The following is a 17161-nucleotide window of genomic DNA, read 5'->3' as shown; positions in this document are numbered from 1 at the left end:
ATGGCCTTAAAAATCAGATTAAAAAGAGTAGGTAAAAAGAGAAACGCCCATTTTAGACTGGTAGTTTCTGAATCAAGCATGGCCCCAACAGGTCGTTTTATTGAAGAAATTGGTATCTATAATCCAACTCCAGAGGAAGCTGAAGTCAGAATTGACGAAGAGAAAGCTCTGGAATGGTTAAAAAATGGTGCCCGTCCTTCCAATACAGTCCGCAGTCTATTTAAAGATAGCGGTATCTGGGCCGATTATATAGAAAGTAAACAGTAAGCACTTAAAAAGGAGGGCTACCTGTGAAAGAGATAGTTGAAACAATAGCTCGCTCAATCGTTGATCATCCTGACCAGGTCGAGGTTACTGAAGAAGTTGGCCAGAAAAGTATCAGGATAAAGCTTACAGTTGCTGAAGAAGATATGGGTCAGGTTATCGGCAAACAGGGCCGAATAGCCAGAGCTATTAGAACTGTTGTCAAGGCAGCAGCAACTAAAGCCGGTAAAAAAGCGATTGTTGATATTAAATCATAAACGCCGAGCAGGCAATTTAATTCAGGCGGTGAGCTATCGTGACAGATAAACTGGACATTAATGACGAGAATAACCTGATAGCAGTTGGACGGATAGTCCGTTATCAGGGCAATAAAGGCGAAGTCAGGGTTGTTCCACTTACCGATTATCCTGAACGTTTTTATGATTATGATAGATTGATCCTGGAGAGAGCTACAGGTAATGAGGAGCTTGCAGTCGAAAAAGTCAGAGAGCATAAGGGCTTTATCGTCCTTAAACTTGAGACTATAGATGATATTGGAGCAGCAGATGCCATTAAAGACCATCTGATTAGCATTCCAATTACTGAACTGCCTCAATTACCTGAAGATAGCTTTTATGTCTTTGAATTAGAAGGACTTAAAGTTCAGACAGATACTGGAGCCCAGCTGGGAGAAATTACAGCTGTCAGCACAGATACTGGTACAGATATTCTCCAGGTTAAAGGAGATAAAAGGGATTACCTGATTCCTGTGGCCAGAGAGATTATTGTCTCAATAGACCAGGAAGAGGGCATAGTTACAATTAAACCGATCCCTGGATTGCTGGAACTTTAAAGCCAGGAGCTGAGAGAAATGTACTTCGACATTTTAACATTATTTCCTGAAATTTTCCCTGGGCCATTAGGCCATAGCATAACTGGCCGGGCCATTGAGAATGGTCTCTTAGAGATCAATGCTGTTGATATCAGGGATTTCAGTCAGGATAAACATAATAGGGTAGATGATACACCCTATGGCGGTGGCGCCGGCATGGTGATGCAGCCCGGGCCAATTGACAGGGCATATAGCTCTGTAACTGAAAGCCGTCATGAGGAGTCGAAGACGATCTTCTTTTCACCTCAGGGCCAGCAGCTTGACCAGCCAAAGGTTAAAGAACTGGCTAAAGAGCCAGGCTTAATCCTGCTCTGTGGCCATTATGAAGGGGTAGATGAAAGAATTCGCCAGGAGATAGTCGATGAAGAGATCTCGATTGGCGATTATGTTTTGACCGGTGGCGAATTACCGGCCATGGTCCTAATCGATGCAGTCTCAAGGATGTTACCTGGTGTTGTCGGTACCAGTGAGTCTGCTGAAGACGATTCTTTCTATCACGGATTACTTGATTATCCCCATTATACCAGGCCTAGAGAGTATAAAGGTCAGGAAGTTCCAGAGGTTCTGTTAAGTGGCCATCATGCCAGGATAGATCGCTGGCGGAAAAAGCAGTCGATTAAGCGGACTCTACTCAGGAGACCGGATTTACTGGCTGCAAGGGATTTAACAGAATTAGAAGAAGAATTATTAAAAGAAGTCAAAGCTGAAATCGAGGATGATATTAAAAATGCCAGAAGCTAATCCAATCAATCAGACTCCAGATGTAGATCTTTATCTGGCGCTGGTCCATCACCCGGTTTATAATAAACTAGGTGATGAAATTACAACAACTATAACAAATCTGGATCTCCATGATATTTCAAGGGCAGCCAGAACCTATAATGCAAGGCGGTATTTTGTGGTCAATCAGCTAAAGTCACAGCAGGCTTTAGTTCACCGGATGCAGAAATACTGGACTGGCGGTAAAGGCGCTGATTACAACTCAACCAGACATGAAGCCTTTTCAGTTCTGGAAGTTGTCGATACCCTTGAAGATGCAGCCAGCCAGATAAAAGAGGAGACTGGCAAAGAGCCAGTTCTGGTTACAACCTCTGCTAAAAGTTATAAGGATATTGATCCAGTAAGTTTTAAAGAACTTCGGAGTCAGCTTATAGATAGTGACCGGCCGTATCTAATCATTTTTGGTACTGGCTGGGGCTTAAGCCATAGTGTTTTAGATCAATGTGATCTGCTGTTAGCTCCAGTGAATGGGAGAGGCGATTACAATCACCTCTCAGTCAGGAGTGCAGCTTCGATAATATTAGATAGACTTCTGGCCAGCCCCTGGTGGGAATAATTCAGTCAAGTCAGGGAGTCAGAAAGTCAGAATCTCAGAACGAAAGGAGGAAATAAGATGAATATCTTTCATAAAATAGATAGAGAAAATCGTAAAAAAGATATACCTGAATTTATTGCAGGTGATACTCTTAAATTACAGGTAAGAGTTAAAGAGGGCGAAAAGACAAGAACTCAGCCTTTCGAAGGGGTTGTCATTCGCCGTCAGGGCAGTGGTGCCAGAGAAACCTTCACAATCAGAAAGGTTTCCCATGGCGTTGGTGTTGAAAGAACTTTCCCTGTGCATTCACCAACTCTTGCTGATATTAAAGTTGTCCGCCGCGGTGATGTCCGCAGAGCCAAGCTTTATTATCTAAGAGAAAGAATGGGTAAAAAGGCTAAGGTTAAAGAGAAAGCCAGAGGGCCAAAGCCTGAGTAAGACAGAGTCGGTAATAGTTTTGCCAGACCGACAACATATTTGAATAAGCGAATTATCAGGGTGCAGGGCCAGCTGGCTCTCGCCCTTTTTTACATATTATTATCTTTAAATTATTTAAAAGGAGATTGATATCATGTCAGATAAAGTAAACTGGTATCCTGGCCATATGGCCAAAGCTACCCGCCAGATCAAGGAAAAATTAAATCTAGTTGATGTTGTCATAGAGCTGAGGGATGCCAGGTTGCCAGAAAGCAGTGCCAATCCACAGCTCCAGGACCTGCTGGCAGACCAGCCAGTTATAACCCTGCTAACCAAGGCAGATTTAGCCCGGCAGTCTGTAACTGATCGCTGGCTGGATTATTTTGGTGATAATATTCTGGTTGTCTCGCCTGAGACCGGTCAGGGGCTTAAAAACTTAAAGAATAAGCTCAAGGAATATTATCAGGAGGTAAAGGCTGCCAGGAAAGAAAAGGGCTTAAATAGCCGGAAATTACGGGCTATGGTTGTTGGTCTGCCCAATGTCGGGAAATCGACTTTAATCAATAAACTGGCCGGGGGCAGCAGGGCTAAAACTGGCAGGAAGCCAGGAGTTACCAGAGGTCAGCAGTGGGTCAAAGTCAGTAAAGAGGCTGAACTGCTTGATACTCCAGGGCTGCTCTGGCCTGATATCAAAGATAAAGAACATGGCTATAAGCTTGCTATCTGCGGGATGATTCGGCCTGAGATCATAGATTATGAGCTTTTAGGCTGTAAGTTAATCGAGTATTTAGTAGATTTAAACCCTGAAGTTTTAAAGGAACGCTATAATCTGGTTCAGCTGGCCGGCCATAGCTATGATCTACTGGCTGACCTGGGCCGAAACCGGGGCTGTCTGATGTCTGGCGGCAAGGTTGATAGGGAGCGGGCTGCCAGAATTCTGCTCCAGGAATTTCAGGATGGAACCCTGGGACCGGTTAGTCTGGAAGAGCCGCCACCAGAAAAACCTGATGCAATGCCTGAGGAGGCATAGAGATGGGAGATATAGAAAAGAGAGAGTTTATAGCTTCTGATTATACGATAAAAGAGCTAAAGGAATATGTTAGTTCCAGGCTTGTTGAAATTGAGAGCAGTCATCAGGCTGATAGGCCTGCTGATCTGCCAATTTTAGCTGATGAGGTTGACCAGTTGATTGAGGCCTTAAAGGCTGATAGCCGGAAGGGAGCCAGCAGACTGGCTGAATCCCTGGAGAAAAAGCAGCTGGCAGCCAGTATTGATCTAAAGGCCTGGGATAAGCGGGAAGAAATGGTTGCCAGGTTAAGAGACCAGGGTTATCAGTATATCTGCGGTATTGATGAGGCTGGCAGGGGACCGATGGCCGGGCCTGTGGCAGTTGGGGCTGTGATCTTACCTGCAGAGACCTATATTGCCGGCCTTGATGATTCCAAGAAGCTTTCAGCTGCTAAGAGAGAGAGCCTGACCTCTGAGATCAGGGAGAAGGCGGTAAGTTCGGCTGTAGCTTTAATCGATAATGAAACGATAGATGAGGTCAATATCGGTCAGGCTGTCAGATTGGCTGCCAGGTCAGCTATCAGCAAATTAGATAGAGAGCCTGATTATCTGCTGCTGGATGGTGGCCTAAAGCTTGATAGTGTTGATCTGCCCCAGCAGGCAGTAATAGATGGCGATGCTAAAGTTAATGCAATTGCCGCTGCCTCTGTGCTGGCTAAAGTTACCAGAGACAATCTGATGGATAAGTATCATCAGGAATATCCTGAATATAATTTCTTGAGTAATAAAGGTTATGGAACCGCTGAACATATGGCCGCTCTTGAAGAAGCTGGGCCGACTCCGATTCACCGGAGATCGTTTATATAAGATAGGTACCTGGTACCTATCTGAATTGGCTGTTTTTATAGATGTTACAAAGTTTATAGTAGTTTTACACAGGTGCCAGGTACTATGCCTGGTGCTTTTTTTTATGCCTGATTTATTTGTTTTTAACTGCCGATTAATCAGGAATTTATTTTATTAAGAAATTTTATCCTTATTCAGGAAGATTTCTCTTGTCATTATAATATTTCTCTGTTATAATTAGATTAAGTTAATAGTACTAAAGTACTACATAAATTGTTGTTTTATGACGAATTACTGTTTTAAATTATTATTAACTTAAATTATTATAGGTTATAATTATAAGGGGTGGAGTCTGTGCAGAGTGGCAATAATGATAGAGAGATTGAAAAGAATCAGCTTCAGAATAACCAGACCTGTCTGGTTTTATGTATATTTTCAGTAATATTTATAATACTGACACTTTTTATTGAACCTTTATTACAGGCAGTCTTTGGTTTTCCTCTGATTATTATGTCAACATCTGAATTTAAAGTTAGAGGTGGACTGATTGGCTCAGGGGTAGCTGGATTAATCTTAGTAATTAATAGCTTACTGACTGGCGTTTCTGTCTTTGCTATTCTACCAGTTATTATTTTATATGGGGTTTCAGCGTTAGGGCTAGGAAATGTTTTAATGGCTAGAGGTTCAAGAATTGAGGGTTTTGAGCTCTGTCAGGATGAAATAGGAGAGCTTTTTACTGAGACTCCTTTAGGGATTTATAGTTATAAGATAGTTGATGGCTGGCCAGAAAAAGAATATGTAAGCCCAAATATTGATAATATTTTTGAATTTGAACAGGGAACATTTGACCCCTTTAATGGTGCTGAAAAAGCAGATATTGAGGGATTAAAGAAACAGAGGAATCGGATCCCGGAATTATATCAGCAGAAAGAAGTTCGACTGGCTGATTATAAGATTAAAACTGGAAAGGGTAAAGTCCGCTGGGTGCAGGAGAAGCAGAGACTTGTAGAATTTCCCTGGAAAGAAGATCATGTCCTGGGGATGATCTGGGATTATACTCAGGAGGAAAAAGTTGATAGAAAGCTGGAACTGCTTGAGTTTTCTGTTGAAAACGTACCGGCATTAATTTTTAGAGTTGATAAGTCAGGAAAGATTGAGTTTGTGAATAAGGAGGCAGCCAATTGCCTTGAATATGATAGGTCTGAACTGATAGGAATGGATGTCTGGGAGATAATACCAGATTACACCAGAGATGATCGACTTAAATTCTGGCAGAGATTAAGAAAAGAGAAGATGATAAGTTTTCAGGGAGCGCTTCAGAAAAGCTCTGGAGAGATATTGCCTGTCAGGGTTAATTCAGCTTATCTTGAATATAAGGGGAAATGTTATGAGTTCGCTTTTTTGCAGGATATTACTGAACTTAAAGAGCAGGAAGAGGAGATGGATTACTTATTATATCACGATAGTATGACAGGGCTTTATAATCGGAGGTTCTTTGAGGAAGAATTTAAGCGTCTGGATACTGAAAGACAGTTGCCGCTGAGTATAATAATGGCTGATCTTAATGGTTTAAAGATAATTAATGACTCCTTTGGCCATCAAAAAGGCGATGAGATATTGAATGCTGCGGCCAGGATTTTAAAGAATAGCTGTCGCCAGGAGGATATTGCAGCCAGGTGGGCTGGTGATGAGTTTATTCTGCTATTGCCCCAGACTGGAGAGGTTAAGGCCCAGGAGATCTGTCAGCGGATTAAAAAGGAATCAGAGGGGGTTAACCAGGATGCGAGGCTACCTATTTCGCTGGCTATTGGCTCTGCCACAAAGACCAGGCCAAAACAGCGGAAAGAGGCGATATTGAGGCAGGCCGAAGAAGAGATGTATGTGAAGAAGATGAATGAAAGTAGCTCGATTAAAAATGACGTGCTTGAGCATCTGCTGGAAGATTTGAGATCTAAAGGCCATGAGAAAAAGGAACATTCATTCAGGCTGGCCAGGCTATCCCAGGAATTAGGCGAGAAAATTGGGCTCGGTGATTCTGATTTAAATAAACTTTCGTTGCTGGCGATAGTTCATGATATTGGCAAGGCAACTCTATCTGATGATATATTATTTGACAGGAGACCTCTAAATGAGGAAGACTGGGAGGAGATCAGAAAGCATCCAGAGAGAGGTTACAGGATAGCTCTATCAACTGAAAAATATGCTGGAGTTGCTGATTCGATCCTTAGTCATCATGAGCGCTGGGATGGAACTGGATATCCTCAGGGGATTAAGGCAAAGGAGATTCCCTTGCTGGCGAGAATTCTGGCTATTGTTGATGCCTATGATATTATGACCAATAAGCAGGTCTATAAAGATAGGATTTCGCCTGAAAAGGCTTTACAGGAGATAAGAGATGAGGCAGGCGAGCAGTTTGACCCTGAACTGGCCTATACTTTTATTGATATGATGGAGGATAAGATCAGTGAATTAGGTGTTTCTATGTGATTTTGGGATGAAAAACCCCCTGCTGGTTGTGCTGGCAGGGGGTTTGAGTGTTTGTTAGTCGGCGGGGAGTATGAATGTTTGGCCTTTAATTATATCATCATCATAATATTCATCAATAATATTGTCTACCCTACTAATAAATTCTTCTTCATTTTCTTCACCAGTTAATTGAATAATTTCTAGAAATTCATCATTAATATCAATCCAATCTGGATGCTCCTCAGAAACAACAAAAGCTTCAAAACCACCTATATAAGCATAAACAAATATTATTCTTGTTGCTTCATCACCGAAGATCATATCAGATTTCTCTAATTTTTCAGCTGCTGCAATAAATTGAGAACCTCTACCATCTGGTATAGCTCTCATTAAACTTTCTTCTGAATCTTGATCATTAATATAACGATAAGAGTCTTGAGAGTTATTTCTTTGATTCAAGTAAATTTCAAGGTTAGGGTTTGCTAGACTATCAGGTTCAGCAAAAGCTTTCCAGAATCCTGTAACATCTGTTGTTCGATTTGATTGTGTAATATAACCAGACATAAATACATTTTCATCACCAAAAACAGCAATCAAATCTTTATCTGAACTCATATAAACTCTATTATTAGCTCTATCAAATTCACCAATATTACCAGCCCAGAATAAAAAGTCATAATTATTATCTTCATCTGGAAAAGCATTTAATCTTACAGTTGAATTTCGATCAACTCTTAAAACTCTCCTATCCAAAATAGTTGAATTCTCTGAGCTTATAAGTGTTCTTCCAGCAGAATCTCTGATTTCACCTTCTCCTGCAACCTGTAAACTTAGATCATATTGAAAACTGGTTCTATCTGGACTACAAGCAGAAATAATGAATATGAAACTTAACAAAAGGATCATTAAAGTTAGTTTTTTATTGTTTTTATTCATAAATACCAACCCTTAAAGCCTTAAATCTCTTAAGTCAATAGAAATATCTCCGTCACGTTCAGTTCTAAACCATAAAATTACACGGCTTATTCTGTCTGCATTTTCAGGTACATTTGTAAAACTCCAGGTTATAGTTTTCGGTTCATTTTCTCGAATAGTATCGGTGACTCTAGCTGTTGTTCTTGAAGAATGAGTCCAGCCACCTATTGAAACTCTTTTTCCAGTCATATCTCTTCTATTTTCATTGTGATCATAAAAATCTCTATTTCCAAGAACTAATGTCAATTCAGCATCACCTCTTCTTGTAGATGCTTCACCATAGATAGTTACACGATCGTCTGCTTTAACGGCTTCGTGAATTTCTATTCTTAAATCTCTTGTTTCAACAACCTCAATAGGATCAACTGTCCTATCCCTTTCAGTTCTTTCTTCAACTTCAAATTCAATAATATCGCCAACTTCAGGAGTGATATTTCTAGAAATAACATCAGCAAAACCACTGTTTCTATCAAGGTCAGTTATTTCTGAAGTTCCAACGACCTGAATTCTTCGAGAACCTGCAGAAGTGGTGGTATATCTAATAATATCTCCTGTCTGGCCAACTTCCAGGCCGTCCCGGGAGCCTTTGTTGATTACAAGTCTGTCGCCGACGATTGAGACGACTTCGGCCTCAACAGTCCGTTCAACGATTTCTTCATCTTGATCTGTATCTTCGCCGGTAATATTAGCTATCAGGCTATCAATGGCCCGGCTAATTGTTCTATCCAGGGCATCATCGTCAAAGGCCTGAAGGCGGATTCTATCTCCACGGGAATCAACAATATTAATACCAGTGTGGGTTATGCGACCAGTACCGGTATAGGTGTCACTTGAACGGGGATTCCTGGCATCGATCATTTCTACGCTAAGCTCAACTGTTAATTCAACTTCGCTAAACCGGACCGGGCCAATATTGAAATCATCTTTTTCCTCAACATTGATTCGATCAATGCTGCCATAGGCAAAATAATCGGCATTTGTTCTGCCACGCATTTGATTGATTATAGAATGGGTTGGTCTGCGGCCAGGTCTTGCATTTAATTCATCATATAAATCCTGAATTCTGCTTCTACTAAGCACAGTGTAATCTGCAATATCAGAGAGTTTATCGTTGAATTCATCTGTAATATTCTCCAGCATTTCTTCCTCGTGGCTGCTGCTTTCAAACCAGTCAGAATCTGCAGCTTCAAAGCCAAGAACTGCGACTCTGGTTGCCTGAGCTTCAATGGCTCCTGCAAAGATCATGACCAGTGCCAAAAGCCCTGCACCTGCTATAAAGATAATTCTTTTTTTCATTGTAACTCCTCCTCGTTTTATATGACTATTTAAGATTTAGTAATATCTTAATTTCATTACATCTAATACTATTATATCATTAATCTGCAGAAATAAATATGATAGAAGACAAAATGGTAGTTTGTATTTAACTGAATGGCAGCCCTGGGAGGGTATATAATTAAAACAGTTGATAGAAATATATTATTACGAGTTAGTTGGTTAAAAGGAGGTTGATGATTGGGATGGATTTCTTTAAGATAGTGGCGCCGGTTTATGATACAGCGATGAAGATAACCGGTCACAATAAGACGCTGGCAGAGTTGGTTGAGCATATTAATTTGCAGCCAGGGCAGAGTTTGCTGGATCTTGGCGGTGGAACTGGCCAGATTTTAGAGGAGCTGCCAGGGGATATGGGGCTTGAGGTGATTATCGCTGATCCTTCAGAGGCCATGCTTTCCAGGGCCAGAGACAGGCTCGTAAAATTAGATAATGATGCCAGGGATAGCAGTGAGCCGGGATTAGAGGCTGAGCTGGTTGAGGCTACTGGCGATGCGCTGCCCCTTGCTGATAATAGTTTTGATCATGTGACTATTGCCGATGCTCTCCATCATTTTAATAATATTGAGGAGACCTTTGTTGAAATTAAGCGGGTGCTAAAGCCTGGTGGCCAGCTTCATATTATGGAATTTGATCCATCGACATTTTTTACAAAGTTTATTGCAACTGCTGAAGGTTTAGCCGGTGAGCCAGCTAATTTCTATAAGCCTGAACTGCTAGGGGCTATGCTGGAGAAAGTCGGTTTTGGCTATAATTATAGGTATATAACCGGTTCGATATATATTTTGACAGCTGAATAGTTTTGGTTTATGTATTTTGATTCCGGTCAGGGCTTGATTAAATTTAGCCCTGTTTTTTTTATTTGTTATAATGGTCTGAATGAAGTCCATGAAACATCCTGAGAGAGGTTACCGGATTGCTTTATCGACTGAAAAATATGCAGGAGTAGCTGATTCAATACTCTGTTATCATGAGCGCTGGGATGGAACTGGTTATCCTCAGGGGATAAAGGGAGAAGAGATAAGGCTGGCGATTAGTTTGACCCTGAATTGGCCTATACTATTATTGATATGATGGAGGCTGAAATCAATGATCTAGATGTTTCTGTTTAATTTTAGCCAAAAAAATACCCCCTGCCTGTGAGGGGAAGGGGGTTGGGGTTTTAGTTATTAATGTCATAATATGGCCATTCTGTTGAACCTAGAATTATATCCTTATTTCTGTTTTCATGAATTACTTGTCTAACAAAAGTGATAAATTCATCTGTAGAGTCTTTCTTTTCATAAGCTTCAGCAAATAGATTTTCATTTTCAGTAATTTGAGAATCTAAAACTACTGCGCGAAAAGTTAAAACATCTGCATATACAAATAATATTTTAGTATAATCTAGATCATCCTCAGGTTCTTCTATTCTATAAATAGCGGCAATGAATTCAGAATCAGCACCTTGATCACTTTTTACTATAGCATTGTCCCTATGGTCTTCCTGCCTATTTTCTGCATCCAGGAAGTATCTATATCTTTCAGTTGCATATCTAGTATCTCTAACATAGATTTCTAAATGAGGGAAATCATTTAAGGTTTTCCAGAAGCCAATAACATTTTTATTCTGGATATTTTCATGGATATATCCTGCTAAAAATACTTCTTCCCCACCAAAGACGGCCATCACACTTTTATTTGAGTTCATTGTAATGTCCTGTCTTGGATTATAAATATTACCTACATTATTATCTGCCCAGAATAGAAATTCACTATTTCCTGCACCTTCTGCTCTTAGTCTTATTCTATCATCTCTTAAAAATCTATCACTATACATGGAATCCTGATTACCTGTTAAGACTTCACCAGAATCAATATCTGTTATTGTTCCAATCCCAGCAGTTTGGGCATTTAAATTATAAACAGTTGTAGCTATAGTATCTGAGCTACTACTGCTACCAGAATCACAACTACTTAGAAAAAACATAAAACTAAACATTAAAACGAAAATTGAAATATATTTTAGATTCTTTTTCATAGTTATCCCTCCTGATTTTACCTTTAATTTATCACTCTCTCAATAAAATTGGAGAGATTATAATTCTAGATCTCTAAAATCTAGTGAAATATTGCCTTCATATTCAGTTTCTAACCATAGCGTTACTCTAGCTAATCTATCAGCATTGGCAGGTACATTGGTAAAGCTCCAGCTAATTTCTCTAGTTTCATTTCTCCGGAAAGTTTCAGTAATTGATGGAGTGCCACTTGAAGATTGTGACCAGCCACCAATAGATACTCTCTTACCTGTCATTTGAGTGCGGTTGCTTTCATGGTCAAAAAACTCAGTGCTGGATAATAAAACTCTTAAATCAACATTATTGCTTTTAGCAGTTGCCTCACCTGAAATAGTAACTCGATTTCCAGATAAATCGGCATCTAATATTTCGATTCTAAAGTTACGGGTATCAACGACTCTAATTGGATCTCTATCTGATTCAGGAGTCCTTACTTGTTCACCAACTGTAATATAAACATAATCGCCAACCTGAGGGCGTCTATTTATAGATTCAAGAACTATACTGGCTGAGTTACTGTCTACTTCATCAACAAAAGCTGTTCCGATTGTAAGTGATGAATCTCCACCATCAGTGTATCTAACAATATTAGCTATCTGGTCGATTTCGAGGCCGTCGCTGTGACCTTTATTAATTACTAATCTGTCGCCAACAATAGAGATGACCTGGGCTTCGACTGTACGCTCGGCTGGTTCTTCTTCATCTACAGTTTCACCGGTAATATCAGCTATTAGATTATCAATGGCCTGAGAGATCGTTCTTTCCAGGGCATCATCGTCAAAAGCCTGAAGGCGAATTCTATCTCCCTCAGAATCGACAATATTAAGGCCGGTATGAGAAACCTGACCAATACCGATAAAAGTATCACTGGAATTTGGATTTCTGGCATCAATCATTTCAAGACTTAGTTCAACAGTTAATTCAGCTTCGCTGAACCGGACTGGACCAATTTTGAATTCATCTTGTTCATTGATTTCAATCCTATCGATGCTGCCATAGGCGAAGAGATCGGAATTTGTTCTGCCTCGAAGCTGATTCATGATAGAATGGGATGGCCTGCGGCCAGGTCTTGCATTGAGCTCGTAAAGTAAATCTTGAGTTCTCGTGCTACTGAGAACAGTGTAATCTTCGACATCGGCCAATCTATCAGTAAATTCTTCTCTAATAAATTCTAGTATTTCCCGCTGACGAGTACTACTTTCAAACCAGGATGAATCTGCTGCTTCAAATCCAATGACTGCAACTCTGGTTGCCTGGGCTTCAATTGTTCCTGCAAAGAGCATGACCACTGCTAAAAAACTTGCTAGTAATATAATTCTCTTTTTCATTGTAATTCCTCCTGTATTTTATCTTATTGTCAAAAGTTTTTCTCTTGTAAATATAGTCTTAATTCTTTACAGATTTTAATTTAATTTGCCGAGACTTTTTATAGTATATTTTTATCATAATATACATATTATAATAATAATAGTATGATGAATTGATATTACAAATAATTTTGAAGACATAATGGCAATACAATCACGGAGGTGTTTTAATATTGGTTTAAAATGATTATGCGATACCAGGCAGTTTCTGGAATGGATTTAAATTGCATAGTGCCCTCATTTGTATATAATAATTTAGCTAAGATTTCGTTATGTAAAATTTCAATTTCTAACACTTTTGTAGAATCACTTTGTATAGATATCATTAAGTATATAGTTGAGGTGGTGAATGAAATAGGCAGAAGCTTTGATTTATACGGCTTCTGCCGGCTTGATAATGAAAGATATGTCGCCACCCGCTCTGTTAAGATCTGGGAGTTTACTGATTATGAACATGTTCTGGTGCGGATTACTGAAGAATATGCTGCTGATTTTTACAATCGCCAGTTTATTGATGAAGTTGTGGCAGAACTAGTAGATGCTCATCCCAATCACCATCAGTCCTATTTCACCTTTGTTAATATCGTTGAAAGTCAGTTGAGGCCAGAAGATATTCAGGCAATCAAGGAGCTGAAATACTCTAAGACCTTCAGACTTGGCCTCAGAGGCTGGTGCGATCTCCGGCTGATTGTGGTTGATATTCCCAGGAACCAGATTTATACAAATAAGGCCGGGAAAGAAGTTGCTGAGAGTTATAAGAGTTTATTGGAGTTATAAGGATAACAGAGAAAACCCTGCTCAGGCTGATAAATTCAGCCCGGGCAGGGTTATTTTTTCTCTGTTTTATTTTAGATATTAGTTTAGCGGAGCTCAAAGGCTGTAACTTCAAATATCTGCTGAATATCTTCGACACCAGAGATATAATCAAAACCAACGACCATAAGGAAATTATCAAGATTGGCCAGGTGGACTTTGCCGCTTTCAATTTCTTCTTCTGGAACATCGTCTACTGTGACTGTTATTACTTCAACTTCTTTATCTCCAATCATTTTCTGGCTGCTTGAAACTTCACCGACATCAGCTAATTCTTCGAGATTATATTCTGAAATGCTGTGGAATGGAGCAAATAATGCGCCAAGTATATTCTCAGCCATCATATTAAAGATCTCACCAGGTATTATTTGTCCCTGGTATTCAGCCTGTTTGAACTCGCCATCTGCCATCCATAATATAATAGAATTGGATTGCTGATTGAGAGGTTGAATTTCCAGGCTTAGTTTATCAGTGGTCTCGCCCTGAATATTCTCCTGGCCTAAATATTGATAGGAATTATTGGCATCATAGGATGTTGTGCCGCCCTGAATTGTTTTTACCTGATAATCCAGAAGACTGAATTTAGCAATTAGATCTTCAACCCGGGTTGGAATTTCAAGATCTTCTGCCAGCAGTGCTTCTAGCTCAGAGATTGCCATGGTTGCCGGAGAACTAAAGGTGATTGCTATTGCAAGAATAAGAACTAAGGACATTCCTGTGAAAACAGTCTTTTTAAACATTTTTTTTGCCCCCTCAGGCAAATCTTAGATTTGTGAAGCTTCCTATATAAATAGTTAAGGATTAAATCAGATTGTCCTTTTTTTGCGAGTTTAGTAATATTATATCTTGTTTTATGGCTGGATGCTAGTGGAGATTTATGCAGGGATATTTATTTAAAAGGAAAGTAAGAGCCAGAGCGAGGTGCTCTGGTTTTTTGAGTTCGATGGCTCAGTAATCAATTTCTTTGGGATGATTTTTAATTAGTAAAAGAGATAATTTTATTATTTTGATGTCACAAAACTTATTATATTAACACTAATATTAGTGAAGGAGGTGAATTTTATTATTAATTAATTGATAATAAGTGAGTATAAAAATTAAATATCAGATTATTATTAGAAAAATTCTAAATATTTGCAGGAACTTTTTGGTTAGCCGTTAATTGTATAATTAATTGGGGATTATGAATATAAAATAAAAGGGGGTTATTAAAAGAATGAAAATTAATTTGAAAAGTCCTACTGTATTTTTGATTATGGTTTTAATAGTAATGGTTGGATTAACTGGCTGTGATAATGGAGATATTACACTTGAAAATTCTACGCTTACTGGGGATATAAGACAGAGAATGAATGAAGGAGATTTAATGACAACTAATGGGTTAGTAGTTCTTGAAAAAAATAATTCTGAAGTTGATAGACAATATATTGAATATGATGAAGATAATACATCATTTCATTTTGATGGGTTAGAAAGTGGAGAGTATACAGTATATGTATATAACTTTAATTTAGAAAATGAAGAAGTCAAAGTTCAATTAAACGAAGGAGAAGACTTGAGCCTTTCAGATCCAATTGTTTTAGAACAATTAGATAAGAAAAGAGCACTCGAAACTACGTTAATTATGGATATTGATGAAGATGAAATTGCTGATGAAAATATAAGATTAATAATAGCTTCAGCTATAAATAAAGAAGCAATTATAGAAAAAATGGATGAACATATGGGAGATGATTTTGAAATTGAAATTTCAAAAAGATTATTAACTCCTACAAGGTTTGGATTTGAAGATATTGATTTGACTATAGATTACAATTTAGAACAAGCTAAAGAATATCGAGAGGAATCAGAATTTGTTAATGAAGTTAATATAGATATTTTTGCCAATGAAGAAAGTAATCATAGAGATGTAGTTGCTGAAGAGATTGAGAGCCAGTTCAATGATTTAGAACAATTAGATATTAATTTTAATACTAGAATTGTAGATTGGGAAAATTTTATAGAACTCAATTCAGTATCTATTATAGGCATTACAGGTTATACTCCAATTTTTATAGAAACATATGTAAATCAAATAGATTTAAATGATAAGAAAATAGATGGTAGAACTTTAGAAGAAATTATTGATCTTGCAAAATTAAATCAGGATAACATAGACAAAGTAATGGAATTACTTCTTCCGGTAGAAAAGTTTTTAATTGATGGAGGTTATGTGATTCCAATTGCTTATTATTATGAAAATTAATTTAAGTTATTTTTTATTTTAATATTAGTAATTTAAAATAAAAATTATAAAAAAATTTAAAGAGGAGGAGATAGTAATGAAAAGAAAAATGATTAAATATTTATTTGTGCTGGTTGCTATATTATTGATGTTTAGTATAACTGGCTGTGATATAAATGGATTAAATGGTGATATTGAAAATGCAACTTTAACTGGTAACCCTGTGGTTTATAATGATAATGATGAAGAATTTCATGATACTTATTCCTTATTAGTCCTTGAAAAAGATGGTGAAGAAATAGAAAGGCAGTTTATAGATTTTGATAAATCCGTATTTGAGTTTGATGGTTTAGAGGAAGGTGAATATAACTTAAAGGTATATTATACAAGTGAAAATGTTATTGAGAAAGATATTTTAATAGATGATGATTCATTAAATTTAGGACAAATAGAAATAGAGCCTGATGATATCCCTGTTGAAGAAATGAATGGAACTTTTGTATTATCATTTGATACTGATGAAGAGTTTGTAAACGATGAAAATATTCGATTAGCAATTGCCCATGCTATTAATAGAGGAGAAATTAAACAAATTTTTGTGGATAATATTAATTCTCCAGGTGAGTGGATATATGATGTAAAACTAGCTAATAGACTAAGTCCACCAGTAGTTGTCGGATATGATGAAGACCAAAAGATAAATTTAGAATTTGATATTGGTAAGGCAAATGAATATATGAATAATACTAATTATGATGAAGAAATTACTTTAGATTTTTATCATTTTGATGATGATATATATTCTCAAGTTGTAGAAAATATAAAAAGTGAATTAGAAGATGTAACAGGTCTGACTATTAATCCAATTCCAGTAGAAGATTCCGAGATAATTGATGATAAAAAGTCATTTTATCCTATAGCATTAAATTTCATGAGATCTCCATTAAGAAATTATAATATTGATTTAACAGATGAAATGAAAGATTTACGTTATGATGCCGGGCTGAATATAGATAATCCAGTGGTTTTTAATGAAAAGATATTAGAATATGAAGAATTGATAATCGAAGAAGCACGAATAATTCCAGTATTCTATAGGGCCAGTTACCCTGATGAGTAAAATTATTTATTCGATAACAATATAAAGCCCTGCTAATTTAACATTAGCAGGGTTCTAACAAAAATAATGACGATAAAGGGAGG

At 37.9% G+C, this 17161-nt stretch carries 19 protein-coding genes; 14 read left to right on the top strand and 5 right to left on the bottom strand.

Annotation, left to right across the window (positions count from 1 at the left end; genetic code table 11):
• From rpsP to I0Q91_RS10570, 9 genes are all read left to right on the top strand, one after another.
• A complete protein-coding gene (gene rpsP, locus I0Q91_RS10610; protein WP_270454514.1) occupies window positions 1-267 on the top strand; it encodes a 30S ribosomal protein S16 in 267 nt (88 codons plus the stop codon).
• Window positions 268-290: 23 nt separating this feature from the next.
• The gene (locus I0Q91_RS10605) at window positions 291-521 is read left to right on the top strand and encodes a KH domain-containing protein (protein ID WP_270454513.1); all 231 of its coding nucleotides are present in this window, start codon (window positions 291-293) and stop codon (window positions 519-521) included.
• Between the two features lie 38 nt (window positions 522-559).
• Entirely contained in the window at window positions 560-1096 is a 537-nt protein-coding gene (rimM, locus tag I0Q91_RS10600; protein ID WP_270454512.1) for a ribosome maturation factor RimM, read from the top strand.
• An 18-nt stretch (window positions 1097-1114) separates the two neighbouring features.
• A complete protein-coding gene (gene trmD, locus I0Q91_RS10595) occupies window positions 1115-1876 on the top strand; it encodes a tRNA (guanosine(37)-N1)-methyltransferase TrmD (RefSeq protein WP_270454511.1) in 762 nt (253 codons plus the stop codon).
• On the top strand, window positions 1863-2471 hold the full coding sequence (locus I0Q91_RS10590; protein ID WP_270454510.1) for an RNA methyltransferase: 609 nt from the start codon (window positions 1863-1865) through the stop codon (window positions 2469-2471). Before trmD ends, I0Q91_RS10590 begins: the two co-directional genes overlap by 14 nt.
• Before the next feature lie 57 nt (window positions 2472-2528).
• A complete protein-coding gene (gene rplS / locus I0Q91_RS10585) occupies window positions 2529-2888 on the top strand; it encodes a 50S ribosomal protein L19 (protein WP_270454509.1) in 360 nt (119 codons plus the stop codon).
• 133 nt (window positions 2889-3021) lie between these two features.
• Window positions 3022-3897 carry a ribosome biogenesis GTPase YlqF gene (gene ylqF / locus I0Q91_RS10580; RefSeq protein ID WP_270454508.1) on the top strand — a complete coding sequence of 292 codons (876 nt, stop codon included), beginning with the start codon at window positions 3022-3024 and terminating at the stop codon, window positions 3895-3897.
• A 2-nt stretch (window positions 3898-3899) separates the two neighbouring features.
• Complete coding sequence (locus tag I0Q91_RS10575) at window positions 3900-4742, top strand: ribonuclease HII (RefSeq protein WP_270454507.1); 843 nt, start codon at window positions 3900-3902, stop codon at window positions 4740-4742.
• A gap of 333 nt (window positions 4743-5075) precedes the next feature.
• Window positions 5076-7208 (top strand): diguanylate cyclase domain-containing protein, encoded by a 2133-nt coding sequence (locus I0Q91_RS10570; RefSeq protein WP_270454506.1) that lies wholly within the window; start codon window positions 5076-5078, stop codon window positions 7206-7208.
• Between the two features lie 54 nt (window positions 7209-7262).
• On the opposite strand, the gene I0Q91_RS10565 is transcribed toward I0Q91_RS10570, so the two are convergent.
• Window positions 7263-8123: a hypothetical protein gene (locus I0Q91_RS10565; RefSeq protein ID WP_270454505.1), complete on the bottom strand. Its 861-nt coding sequence runs from the start codon at window positions 8121-8123 to the stop codon at window positions 7263-7265.
• Window positions 8124-8135: 12 nt separating this feature from the next.
• Window positions 8136-9458, bottom strand: a complete 1323-nt coding sequence (locus tag I0Q91_RS10560) for a CsgG/HfaB family protein (RefSeq protein WP_270454504.1) — start codon at window positions 9456-9458, stop codon at window positions 8136-8138.
• A gap of 224 nt (window positions 9459-9682) precedes the next feature.
• Between I0Q91_RS10560 and I0Q91_RS10555 the strand changes: the two genes are divergently transcribed.
• The gene (locus tag I0Q91_RS10555; protein WP_270454503.1) at window positions 9683-10297 is read left to right on the top strand and encodes a class I SAM-dependent methyltransferase; all 615 of its coding nucleotides are present in this window, start codon (window positions 9683-9685) and stop codon (window positions 10295-10297) included.
• A 79-nt stretch (window positions 10298-10376) separates the two neighbouring features.
• Window positions 10377-10571 carry an HD domain-containing phosphohydrolase gene (locus tag I0Q91_RS10550; RefSeq protein WP_270454502.1) on the top strand — a complete coding sequence of 65 codons (195 nt, stop codon included), beginning with the start codon at window positions 10377-10379 and terminating at the stop codon, window positions 10569-10571.
• An 88-nt stretch (window positions 10572-10659) separates the two neighbouring features.
• On the opposite strand, the gene I0Q91_RS10545 is transcribed toward I0Q91_RS10550, so the two are convergent.
• Together I0Q91_RS10545 and I0Q91_RS10540 are read right to left on the bottom strand one after the other, a co-directional pair.
• Complete coding sequence (locus I0Q91_RS10545; RefSeq protein ID WP_270454501.1) at window positions 10660-11517, bottom strand: hypothetical protein; 858 nt, start codon at window positions 11515-11517, stop codon at window positions 10660-10662.
• Window positions 11518-11574: 57 nt separating this feature from the next.
• Window positions 11575-12882 (bottom strand): hypothetical protein, encoded by a 1308-nt coding sequence (locus tag I0Q91_RS10540; RefSeq protein WP_270454500.1) that lies wholly within the window; start codon window positions 12880-12882, stop codon window positions 11575-11577.
• A 384-nt stretch (window positions 12883-13266) separates the two neighbouring features.
• On the opposite strand from I0Q91_RS10540, the gene I0Q91_RS10535 reads away from it, so the two are divergent.
• A complete protein-coding gene (locus I0Q91_RS10535; protein ID WP_270454499.1) occupies window positions 13267-13698 on the top strand; it encodes a DUF8052 family protein in 432 nt (143 codons plus the stop codon).
• A gap of 83 nt (window positions 13699-13781) precedes the next feature.
• Here the strand turns inward: I0Q91_RS10535 and I0Q91_RS10530 are convergent, their stop codons facing one another.
• On the bottom strand, window positions 13782-14474 hold the full coding sequence (locus I0Q91_RS10530) for a hypothetical protein (RefSeq protein ID WP_270454497.1): 693 nt from the start codon (window positions 14472-14474) through the stop codon (window positions 13782-13784).
• Between the two features lie 626 nt (window positions 14475-15100).
• Between I0Q91_RS10530 and I0Q91_RS10525 the strand changes: the two genes are divergently transcribed.
• Together I0Q91_RS10525 and I0Q91_RS10520 are read left to right on the top strand one after the other, a co-directional pair.
• Window positions 15101-15979, top strand: a complete 879-nt coding sequence (locus I0Q91_RS10525; protein ID WP_270454496.1) for a periplasmic substrate-binding domain-containing protein — start codon at window positions 15101-15103, stop codon at window positions 15977-15979.
• Between the two features lie 76 nt (window positions 15980-16055).
• Complete coding sequence (locus I0Q91_RS10520; protein WP_270454494.1) at window positions 16056-17078, top strand: ABC transporter substrate-binding protein; 1023 nt, start codon at window positions 16056-16058, stop codon at window positions 17076-17078.
• Window positions 17079-17161: the final 83 nt, after the last annotated feature.

This window comes from Halonatronomonas betaini (genome assembly GCF_015666175.1).
Taxonomy (GTDB): domain Bacteria; phylum Bacillota; class Halanaerobiia; order Halanaerobiales; family Halarsenatibacteraceae; genus Halonatronomonas; species Halonatronomonas betaini.
This window is presented reverse-complemented; position numbering and strand designations above follow the sequence as displayed.